10 protein-coding genes are annotated in these 10,261 nt (G+C 70.2%); 3 read left to right on the forward strand and 7 right to left on the reverse strand.

Annotated features, from left to right (window positions below; all coding sequences use genetic code 11):
* Nucleotides 1-465: response regulator transcription factor (locus tag H4N64_RS43205; RefSeq protein WP_186288104.1), on the reverse strand; the 465-nt coding region annotated here is incomplete at its 3' end.
* 501 nt (nucleotides 466-966) lie between these two features.
* Between H4N64_RS43205 and H4N64_RS43210 the strand changes: the two genes are divergently transcribed.
* Nucleotides 967-2,463, forward strand: coding sequence for an oligopeptide:H+ symporter (locus H4N64_RS43210; protein WP_186288105.1), 1,497 nt, complete (start codon nucleotides 967-969; stop codon nucleotides 2,461-2,463).
* A gap of 100 nt (nucleotides 2,464-2,563) precedes the next feature.
* Here the strand turns inward: H4N64_RS43210 and H4N64_RS43215 are convergent, their stop codons facing one another.
* From H4N64_RS43215 to H4N64_RS43240, 6 genes are all read right to left on the reverse strand, one after another.
* Nucleotides 2,564-3,793: a hypothetical protein gene (locus H4N64_RS43215; RefSeq protein ID WP_186288106.1), complete on the reverse strand. Its 1,230-nt coding sequence runs from the start codon at nucleotides 3,791-3,793 to the stop codon at nucleotides 2,564-2,566.
* The gene (locus H4N64_RS43220) at nucleotides 3,790-4,857 is read right to left on the reverse strand and encodes a hypothetical protein (protein ID WP_186288107.1); all 1,068 of its coding nucleotides are present in this window, start codon (nucleotides 4,855-4,857) and stop codon (nucleotides 3,790-3,792) included. Before H4N64_RS43220 ends, H4N64_RS43215 begins: the two co-directional genes overlap by 4 nt.
* A complete protein-coding gene (locus H4N64_RS43225; protein WP_186288108.1) occupies nucleotides 4,854-5,675 on the reverse strand; it encodes a hypothetical protein in 822 nt (273 codons plus the stop codon). Before H4N64_RS43225 ends, H4N64_RS43220 begins: the two co-directional genes overlap by 4 nt.
* A gap of 28 nt (nucleotides 5,676-5,703) precedes the next feature.
* Nucleotides 5,704-6,375: an LPXTG cell wall anchor domain-containing protein gene (locus tag H4N64_RS43230; RefSeq protein ID WP_186288109.1), complete on the reverse strand. Its 672-nt coding sequence runs from the start codon at nucleotides 6,373-6,375 to the stop codon at nucleotides 5,704-5,706.
* 166 nt (nucleotides 6,376-6,541) lie between these two features.
* The gene (locus H4N64_RS43235; RefSeq protein WP_186288110.1) at nucleotides 6,542-7,057 is read right to left on the reverse strand and encodes an ATP-binding protein; all 516 of its coding nucleotides are present in this window, start codon (nucleotides 7,055-7,057) and stop codon (nucleotides 6,542-6,544) included.
* Nucleotides 7,058-7,278: 221 nt separating this feature from the next.
* Nucleotides 7,279-7,656 carry an STAS domain-containing protein gene (locus H4N64_RS43240; protein WP_186288111.1) on the reverse strand — a complete coding sequence of 126 codons (378 nt, stop codon included), beginning with the start codon at nucleotides 7,654-7,656 and terminating at the stop codon, nucleotides 7,279-7,281.
* 252 nt (nucleotides 7,657-7,908) lie between these two features.
* Here H4N64_RS43240 and H4N64_RS43245 point away from each other — a divergent pair, with 252 nt between their 5' ends.
* Both H4N64_RS43245 and H4N64_RS43250 read left to right on the forward strand, forming a co-directional pair.
* Entirely contained in the window at nucleotides 7,909-8,802 is an 894-nt protein-coding gene (locus tag H4N64_RS43245) for an RNA polymerase sigma factor SigF (protein ID WP_260860384.1), read from the forward strand.
* Nucleotides 8,803-8,978: 176 nt separating this feature from the next.
* The coding region (locus H4N64_RS43250) for an RICIN domain-containing protein (RefSeq protein ID WP_186288113.1) at nucleotides 8,979-10,261 on the forward strand (1,283 nt) is incomplete at its 3' end.

Here is a 10,261-nt window from a genome sequence, read left to right on the forward strand (position 1 = left end):
CTCCTTGGCCGTGAGCTGGAGCTCCTCGTCGCCCATCCAGGCGCGGTGCGACTCGACGTCGATCCGCACACCGTGGGTCGCCGGCGGCTGCTGCGGCTCCGCGGCACCGCGGCGCAGCAGCGCCCGGACGCGGGCGAGCAGCTCGGCGAGGCGGAAGGGCTTGGTGACGTAGTCGTCGGCGCCCGCGTCGAGCCCGACGACCGTGTCCACCTCGTCGGCGCGCGCGGTCAGGATGAGAATCGGGACGCTGTGGCCCTCGGCCCGCAGCCGTCGCGCCACCTCCAGGCCGTCCATGCCGGGCAGACCGAGGTCCAGCACGACCAGGTCGACGCCGCCCTGCATCCCGGCTTCGAGCGCCGTCGGTCCGTCCTCACGCACCTCGACCTCGTACCCTTCCCGGCGCAGTGCACGGGCCAGCGGCTCCGAGATGGACGCGTCGTCCTCGGCGAGCAGTACACGGGTCATGAGCTGATGGTAGTCCGCCCATGACAAGAGCCGGGACGTGATGGTCAGGAGTGATTCTCACCTTGCGTCTACCTGGTTCTTACCTTGGTACAAACCAGTAGCTCTGAGGTGCGATCCTGGTAGTGACCTTCGAAAGGGTGTGCGCGGTTCCCCCGACACCTGTGATCTGTGCCTCAAGTCCTTCCATATCAGGCGCTGTCCTGCCGTATGGTGATTGGACGCCTGTAGCACCCTGGGGACCTTTGGCGAGGCATTTGACGCTGAAGGTCTCTTTTGTGTGCGGGCTGGTTTCCACCAGCCGCGAAAGGAATGACCTGTGGCCGGGCCTCACAGCGCATCGTCGCGCGCCGAGGCGTGGATCCCGGTGGTCGGAGTCCACCGCTTCGCAACCCGGAGCAAACTCCCCTGGGCGTGGGGTGGACGGTCCGACATCGCCGGTGCCGGCCGCCCCACCGGGCGCGCAACGCTCCACACGCGCGTCCCGACCAGCAAGGAACGACCATGGCGTCCAGCCTGACGAAGGACTCGGTCTCCCCGGGCACCCCCGGTTCCGAGAAGACCTTCTTCGGCCACCCCCGCGGACTGGCCACTCTCTTCATGACCGAGATGTGGGAGCGGTTCTCCTACTACGGCATGAGGGCTCTGCTCCCGCTGTACCTCGTGGCGCCGGGTGGTCTCCACCTCGACGCGGCCACCGCCACCGCGATCTACTCCGTGTACGTGTCGCTCGTGTACCTGCTCGCCATGCCCGGCGGCTGGTTCGGCGACCGGGTCTGGGGTCCGCGCAAGACCGTCGCGGTCGCCGGCGCGGTGATCATGCTGGGCCACCTCACGCTGGCCCTGCCCTCCTCGGGCACCTTCTACGCCGGTCTCGGCCTGGTCGCCATCGGCTCGGGTCTGCTGAAGGCCAACATCTCCACCATGGTCGGCCACCTCTACGACGGCCCGGACGACCCGCGCCGCGACGGTGGCTTCACCGTGTTCTACATGGGCATCAACCTGGGTGCCTTCGCCGCGCCGCTGATCATCGGCACCATCGGTGAGAACGTGAACTGGCACCTGGGCTTCGCACTCGCCGCGCTCGGCATGGCGCTCGGCCTCGCCCAGTTCCTGATCGGCAGCCGCAACCTCGCGGAGCGCTCCAGCGTCGTCCCGACGCCGCTGTCCGCCGAGGAGAAGTCCTCGACGCTGCGCAAGGCCGCCATCTGGGCCGGTATCGCCGTGGTCTTCTACGCGATCGTCGGCTTCTCCGGCAGCTACACGCTGAACTGGATCCTGGTCCCGCTGACCCTGCTCGGCGTGATCATCCCGACGATGGTCCTGGTCCGTATCAAGCGCGACAAGGACCTGGACCGCACCGAGCAGAAGTCGATGTCCGCGTACATCTGGTTCTTCGTCGCCGCGGCCGTCTTCTGGATGATCTACGACCAGGGCGGCTCGACCCTGTCGATCTTCGCCGACTCCTCGGCCGATAACAGCGTCCTCGGCTGGGACTTCCCGGTCTCCTGGTACCAGTCGGTCAACCCCGTCCTGATCATGGCCCTGGCCCCGGTCTTCGCCTGGTTCTGGCTCGCGCTGAACCGGCGCGGCAAGGAGCCGAGCACGATCGTGAAGTTCGCCTCGGGTCTGGTCCTGGTCGGCGCGTCCTTCTTCCTGTTCCTCGCCCCGCTGTCGATCGCCGAGGGCGGTCACAAGGCGGCCGCGATGTGGCTGGTGGCGATCTACTTCGTGCAGACCGTCGGTGAGCTGCTGGTGTCCCCGGTGGGTCTGTCGGTGACGACGAAGATGGCGCCGGCGAAGTACGCCTCGCAGATGATGGGCGTCTGGTTCCTCGCGGTCACCGCCGGTGACGCCACGACGGGTCTGCTGTCCATCGGCGGCGTCGACCTGAACAAGACGGGCGTCGTCGCCCTGGAGGCCACGCTCGCGGTGGTCGCCGGTGTGGCGGTGTGGATGTACCGCAAGCGGGTCAAGGAACTCATGGGCGGCGTGCACTGACGTGATCCGAGCCGCGAATGGGGCCGCTGCGATCCTCCTGGGTTGCAGCGGCCCCGTTCGTTTTGGCTCCGTGCGCGGTCCCCCGCGCCCCCTGCCGGAGTCAGCGTGCCCTTCGCCCCGGCATGAACGTGAACACCGCTGCCCCCAGCAGCACCGCCGTACCCGCCACCAGGCCCAGCGCCTTCAGGGACCCGTCGTTCTCGGCGCCCGTGTCCGCGAGGCCGCCGTCCGTGCCGCCGCTGGTCGACGACGAGCCGCCCGATGCGGAGGAGCCGCCGCCGGACGCGCCGCCCTCCTGTTCCGTCGTGTCCAGGGTCAGCGAGACCTCCGTCTTCTCCGGTGTGCAGGTCGTCGTCGTGCCCAGGGCCTCGATGGTCAGCACGCCCGGCGAGAGCGTCGACTCACCGCTCGCGCCCGGCTTGTAGGTGCCCTTGAGGTCGGGGATCTCGATCGGGTCGCCCGCCTTGATGTCCTCGGAGTTGGTCGGGCCCTCGACATGGACCGTGCCCTTGTCGGCGCCGCCCAGGTCCACCTCCATGGACGGCTTGACCGAGTCCTTGGGGATGTCGGCGGGGCTGTCCATCACCGACTTCTTGAACTGCACCGTGAGGTCGAAACTCCCGCCGTTCTTCTTGGCGTCGATCTGCACCGGCGAGGTCGCGTTCTTGTCACCGATGGGGGTCTTGCAGGCGTAGGGGACCTGGACCTCCTTGCCGGTGAAGTCGGTCCGACCGCCACCGCCCGTCTCGGAGGGGGACGCGCTCGGCTGCTGGGACGGAGGGGACGGAGACGGTGGACTCCCCTCCCCCGCCGTCACCTTGATCGTCGCCGCCGGCTTCACCGTCTCCTTCGGCGTGCACTTCGTGTCCGTCGACATGGCGTTGATGGCGTACGCGTCCGGCGTCAGCGTCACCTCGCCGGGCGTCGTCAGCTTCAACTTGCCCTTCATGTCGGACAGCACCATGTCGCCGCCCTTGGGGATCGCCGGGTTCTCCCGCGGCCCCTGCATCGCGATGTCCGCGGCCTGCGCACCGGCCGCCTTCAGCGTGCCGCTGGGCTGCACGGAGTTCGCGGGCAGGTCGATGAGGTCGGGGTTCTTGGAGGCGGCCTGGACGAACTTCCAGACCACCTCGACCTCCTCGCCCACCTTCGCCGTCCCGGGCGCGGTGATCTCCACCTTCGTGGTGCCCTGGACCGGCGGCAGCCCCGAGATCGACGGCGGGACGCATTCGGTCGCGTAGGACACCTCGGCGGCCTGGGCCGGAGCGGCGCCCAAGCCCAGCAGCAGTACGGCCGCGACGACCGGTATGACTCTCCTTCGCTTGCTCACGTGGGTCCCTTCCTGGTGGGAGTCGTAGGACTCGTCGGGCTGTCGTCGTGCGGTGCGGAGAGTCGACCGGCCGTGCCCGGATCGGAGTCCGGGGTGAACCACGGCAGGGTCGAGGACATCGAGTGCCTGGCCTCCTCGCGGGGCTTCAACCCCGGTAGGCGCAGGGCGAGTTCGGGCAGGCGCAGCCCATGGCGGCGCAGGCGCGGCCGGGGCCGTACCCGGTCCACCACGGCCATGCCGACGCGGAACAGCGCGGCCGGTACGACCAGGCAGACCAGGATCCAGAACAGGGTCACACCCCAGGGGCGGCCCACGCCCCAGGGCTGTTCGGCCATCACCTTGCCGCCGTACTTCAGCGAGACGGTGTAGCCGCCGTGCGCTCCGGCGGCGAGTTCGACCGGCAGCTCGATACGCGCCTTCGCGCCGGGCGCGATCGTGCCGCGCCACTGCTGTTCCTGCCACTCGGGGGCGAACACCCCGTGCGAGGTGCCGACTTGGAAGACGGGGTTCTTCACGGCCGAGGTGCCGACATTGCCGACGGTGAAGACAAGGGTGCGGGAGGGCGGGGCCCCGAACCAGGTCAGCAGCGAGCCGGAGCCGTCAAGACGGGTGTCGGTGAGGACGGACAGCCGCCCGCCGGAGGCGTCCGCGGGCAGCGGTTCGACCGCGTGCCCGGCCACCTGGAACACGGCGTCCGCCTCGGCCTTCGCGCCCTGGACGGTGGCGACATGCACCACGCACGGACACGGCACCGGCGGCTCGGCCACCGGCAGCTTCCGGCTGAACCGGCCCTCGGCATCGGTCGTCACGGCCCGGCCGTCGGCGTTGGCGCAGGAGTCGGTGCCCCCGGTCACGCCGGTCGACGGCACCGACTGCCCGCAGATCAGGATCATCAGCAGCGCCCGGGACCGCCAGCCCTGACCGCTGACGGTGACCGAACCGCCCGTGCCCGCCTGTGACTTGGAGAGCTTCACGGTGGGCGGATCGGCGGCCGAGGCGGGCGCCACCGACAGCGCCAGCAGCAGCGAGACGAGCAGCGCCGAGATCCGCACCTTGCCGTTCACTTCACCGCTCCCGTCAACTCGGCGCCTCCACCAGGCGGTTCGGCCACGTCGTCCGTACGGCGCCGACGACGTCGTACGACGAAGAAGGCGGCGCCCGCCACCGCCCCCGCACCGCCCGCCACCGATCCCCACGGCACGAACCGCGCCGACGCCCGAGCCGTGTCGCGGGCCCCTCCCCCGGCGGTCACGGTCAGCCGGACCTCGGCCGTGTCCAGGGACGGGCGGTCGGGCCAGGGCTCGGTGAGCTTCACGCGCTCGCCCGGGGACAGTTCGACCGGGAGGGCGCGCGCGGGGCGGTTCAGGAGCGGGCCGAAGAGGCCGTCGGCGCGTACGGCGAGGCGGGGTTCGAGGGTGGTCGTGCCGCGGTTGACGATCTCGTACGAGATGCCGGCCCCGGTGACCTTCACCTGCTCGACCGTCAGCGCGGCCAACTGCGGGACCTCGGCGCGCAGATGGAGGGTGACCGAGCTGGAGCGGCCGTCAGGGCCGCAGACGACGATGCCCGCGGAGCGGTCGGCATCCGGGACGGTCACCGTGAAGGGGACGTCGGCGCGGGTGCGGGCCGGGACGCGGACCTCGGAGCGGGCGAAGACGACCCGGGCGCCGGTGGCGGACAGGCGGACGGTGACCGGCTGGCCGCCGCGGTTGGTCACCGACACCGTGTCCTGAAGGACCGCCCCGGGCGCGCCCTCGGCGTAGAAGGAGGGGCGCCCGCCGCCGAAAGGCGCCACGGACCAGTCCCCGGCGGCGGCCGCGGGCGGGGCGGCCACCAGCAGGAGCAGCAGGGCGGGGGGAAGGACACGGGCGGTCAGCGACATGGGCGGCTCCAACGCTGGTACGAGGTGTTCAGCGGCGTACCGTCTGGGTCCGCCGCGTCAGCCACAGCGCGCCGGCCGCGCCCGCGAGGAGCACGGTGCCGCCGAGGGTGCCGAGGGCGACGGCCGAGTCCTCGGGGCCGGTCTGCGGAAGTTCGGAGCCGCTGCCGCTCTGGGTTCCGCTTCCGGCTCCGCTCGCGGCCTTCACGTCGAGGGTCAGCGCGGGGCCCGGGCTGTTCGACGGGGTGCACGTGGTCGTCGTACCGAGCGCCTTGATGGTGAGCACGGCCGGGGTGAAGGTGACCTTGCCGGACTTCTTCGGCGTGTACGTGCCGGTCAGGTCATTGATCTTGATGGGGGTGTCGGCCGGGACGGCCTCCTGGTTGGCCGGTCCTGTCACCGTCATGGTGCCGCTGTCGGCGCCGCCCAGCTTGATGGTGGCGCTGGGGTTCATGGCCCCCTTGCCGAGCTCGACCGGGCTGGAGGAGACGCCCTTCTGCCAGGACATGGTGATCTTGTAGCCGCCGCCGCTCCGGACACCCTTGATGTCGATGGGCGAGACAGCGCTCTTGTCGCCGATCGGGGTCTTGCACTGGTAGTTGACGTCGACGACCTCGGCCCGGGCTGCGGGGGCGGCCATCAGCACCGCCGAGCCGGCCAGGGCCGCGACGGACGCGAGCGCGGTTCGTTTCCGGTACGACACGGTTCCGCTCCCTCTCGATTCCTGACGGCACATCAGATCGGCCGTCAAGGTACGCCCGGGGCCGAGAGGAGGGAAGACACGATGCGCGCCGGAGTTGTGACGATCCGGCGCGCACGGAAGGGGGTTCGAGTGGAGGCGAGGGCCAGGGGATAACCCGGGGTAACCCCTAGGCGGGAGCCCCGAGCTCGGCCCAGACCGTCTTGCCGGTGGCTCCCGGGGTCCGTACGACCCCCCAGTCCAGGCAGAGCCGCTGCACGATGAACATGCCGTGGCCGCCGGGGCGGCCCGCGCGGTGCGGGGTGCGGGGTGCCGGCTGACCGGTGCCGCGGTCGGAGACCTCCAGGCGGATGACCTTGTTGCCGCAGGTGATCCGGAGCTGGTCAGGACCCTCCGCGTGCAGACAGGCGTTGGTCACCAGTTCGGAGACGACCAGCAGCACATCCTCCGCCGCGGCCCGCCGATCGGCGGTGGCCGCCGGCAGCCAGCCCCACGCGTACAGCGCCTGACGGGTGAAGTCACGGGCGAGCGGCACGACACCGCTCTGCCCGTCGAGGCCGAGGCTGCGAACCTGCCGGCCCGCCGCCGGCTCGGGCGGCACGGCCGCGCCGGCGTCGGACACCCCGGAAGCGCCGCTGGGCTCGGGGCCGCGGTCGCCCGGCGAGTAGGGCCGGGTGGTGCTCATCAGCGCTTCACCTCACCGATTCACCAGTTCACGATTCAAGACGTCAGTCACTACAGAGGTCCGGTCCGGTATCCACGCCACCATGACAGCGACATGTTCAGGATGTCTCCTGCCCGAGCGGACCGGCGGAACACCCCCGTATTCGGCACGAATCACGTGACGTCCGGAGAGTGGCGTTCCGCATGAGACGGCCGGTGCGGCGCGCGGGGCCGCCACGAGGGTCAGTCGGCCTCGTCGGTCAGCGCGGACTCAAGGCTGTCATGGACGGTGAAAACCGCCTCCGCCCCTGTGATCTCAAACACCCGCGCGACCACCGGCTGCATCCCCGCGAGGTGGACACCACCCCCGGCGGCCTCCGCCTTCAGACGGGCGCCGAGGAGCACATTGAGTCCGGTCGAGTCACAGAAGTCGAGCCGCGCGCAGTCGACGACCAATCGGCTGAACCCTTTCTCAAGGCAGTCCTCAAGTGGTTCACGCAACAAATCGGCGGTGTGGTGATCCAACTCACCCACGGGGGTCACGACGGCACTGGAGCCCTCTTCCCGCACCTCCACCAGAAGTCGGCCGGACTGTGCGCTGCCGACTGTCCCGCGGTCCATGCCGTGTCTCACTCCCGACGTCGTGGCTGCTGACTGACGCCCTCGAACACTACGCCTTCCCTGCGCCCTTCGACACCCGAACATCCACCCAGAAACGGACATTTCACCACAGAACGCACTTGCGATGACCTCGGGAAAGCGGGTAGGGCTAGTAGGAACACGAAACCAACACGGCCGGCTTTGGAGGCGCCGCACACCGACAGTGCACGTATTGGCATCGGCAGCCATATGCCGAGAACGATGGAGGACACCATGTCACCCCGGCTCGACGCATCGCATACCCATGAGGCGACGTCGACATCCCCCCCGGAACATCTGGATCCCATCGAGCAGGACGACGTACTCGCCGGACTACCGGAGATACCCCCCTACGACGAGGTGGGGCCGGTGGACGCACGGGCCCTGTCCAAGACCCTCTTCGAGCGCCTTGAGTCGCTGGAGGAAGGGACCCACGAGTACTCCTACGTCCGCAACACGCTCGTCGAACTCAACCTCGCGCTGGTGAAGTTCGCCGCCTCCCGTTTCCGCTCGCGCAGCGAGCCCATGGAGGACATCATCCAGGTCGGCACCATCGGCCTGATCAAGGCGATCGACCGCTTCGAACTCAGCCGCGGAGTCGAGTTCCCCACCTTCGCGATGCCCACCATCGTGGGTGAGATCAAGCGTTTCTTCCGGGACACCTCCTGGTCCGTGCGCGTGCCGCGCCGGCTTCAGGAACTCCGGCTCGACCTGGCCAAGGCGGGCGACGAACTGGCCCAGCAGCTCGACCGCGCCCCGACGGTGGCCGAGCTCGCCGAGCGGCTCGGCCTGACCAACGACGAGGTCGTCGAGGGCATGGCGGCGTCGAACGCGTACACCGCCTCCTCGCTCGACGCCCAGCCGGAGGAGGACGAGGCCGAGGGTGCGCTCGCCGACCGCATCGGCTACGAGGACCACGGACTCGAAGGCATCGAGTACGTCGAGTCGTTGAAGCCGCTGATCGCCGAACTGCCGCCCCGGGACCGCAAGATCCTCTCCCTGCGGTTCGTCGCGGGCATGACCCAGTCGGAGATCGGCGACGAGCTCGGCATCTCGCAGATGCATGTCTCCCGGCTGCTGTCCCGGACTCTGGTGAGGCTGCGCAAGGGGCTGACGGTCGAGGAGTGACGGCCGTCCTCCGTCGGACCTGTCGAGCGGCCCGGTTCCTTCATGGACCGGGCCGTTCGGCTTTTTCTGTGCCCACACTGTGAGTTACCGACGGAAACTCTTTCCCCACGACTTCCCTTCCACCACTATGTGCGGGTCATACCCGCCAGTAGGTGCGGGCCGCGAGGAGGCAGTTGATGGCGTGGGCCGACGACAGTGACGTACGGCTGACCGAGCTGTTGCGCGCCGACTCCGCCACCGCGTTCGCGGCGCTCCAGGAGCTGCGCGCCCGCCATCTGCCCGCCGTACTGAGGTACGCCCGGCTGTGCGCCACGAGCGACTCCGTGGCCCGGCAGCTGGCGGCCCAGGTCTTCACGCTCGCCGCCCGGGAGACGGCTCGCGGGATCGACCCCGGCGGGCCCTGGCGGCACCGACTCCTGCTGCTCACCGGGCGGTTGGCCGCGACCTGGGCCACGGACGAGCACGCGGCGGGCCTCGACGCGGGGCTGCTGCTCGTGCTGAACGCGGCGGGTCCGTCCGGCCCCGTGCCGCCCATGCTCGGCGCGTTCCAGTCGCTCCCCGCGCGCGTGCAGGGCGTGATCTGGTACGCGTGTGTGGAGCGCGAACCGGCCGACCGTACGGCCGCCTTCCTCGGCATCACCCGCGAGGACGTGACCTACGGCACGGGCGCGGCCCTCCAACAGCTCGGCCGCGCCTGTCTGCGCGCCCGCCTGGCCGCCTCGGACGACCCCGACTGCCGTGACTTCCACCGCCTCATCGAGGAATCGGTACGACCGGACAGCCCGCGCGGAAGCGCCGACCTGCACACCCACATGGCGCGCTGCGCGACCTGTACGGCCGCCTACGAGGAGCTCTCCGCCCTGCGGGACGACCCGCGCCGAACGCTGGGCGAGGGGCTGCTGCCGTGGGCGGGGACGGCGTACGTCTCGGACGACTCCTCACCCCGCGACCAGGGCACGGGTGCCGCGAGCCCCGACTGGCCGCTGTCCCGGCGGTTCGCGCTGGTGTCGGCGGCGCTGGGGGTGGCGCTGGCGCCGCTGCTGGTCTTCCTGCTGACACAGGGCTCCGCCGAGGAGGGTCAGGACCCGGTGAGCGCGGTGAGCAGTCCCACGAGTGCGCCGCCGGTGACGGTGACAGCGACGGTCCCGGCGACTCCGTCGTCGCCTTCACCTTCGCCGTCCGCCAGCTCAAAGTCCCCTTCTCCTACGAGGAGTTCGGCTCCGCCGCCGTCACGGAAGCCCAGTGCGACGCCGACGCCGACTCCTTCGTTCCGGCCCCCGGGCGCCTCGTACGCGCGCGTGGTGAACCTTGCCAGCGGGCTGTGCCTGGACGTCCGCGACGGCTACTTCGAGAAGGGGACGGACGTCATCACGGCGCCCTGCACGTCCTCCCGCACCCAGCTGTGGCAGGCCGACGCCGAGCGCGGTGTCGTGCAGTCGGCCGCCGATCCGGAGTTCTG

It is taken from the genome of Streptomyces cupreus (genome assembly GCF_014257025.1).
GTDB classification, from domain to species: domain Bacteria; phylum Actinomycetota; class Actinomycetes; order Streptomycetales; family Streptomycetaceae; genus Streptomyces; species Streptomyces cupreus.

Bases quoted from the DNA above. Each gene is read 5' to 3' on its own strand.
- H4N64_RS43210 (WP_186288105.1), top strand. From the start codon at position 967: ATGGCGTCCAGCCTGACGAAGGACTCGGTCTCCCCGGGCACCCCCGGT.
- H4N64_RS43225 (WP_186288108.1), bottom strand. From the start codon at position 5,675: ATGTCGCTGACCGCCCGTGTCCTTCCCCCCGCCCTGCTGCTCCTGCTG.
- H4N64_RS43235 (WP_186288110.1), bottom strand. From the start codon at position 7,057: ATGAGCACCACCCGGCCCTACTCGCCGGGCGACCGCGGCCCCGAGCCC.
- H4N64_RS43240 (WP_186288111.1), bottom strand. From the start codon at position 7,656: ATGGACCGCGGGACAGTCGGCAGCGCACAGTCCGGCCGACTTCTGGTG.
- H4N64_RS43245 (WP_260860384.1), top strand. From the start codon at position 7,909: ATGTCACCCCGGCTCGACGCATCGCATACCCATGAGGCGACGTCGACA.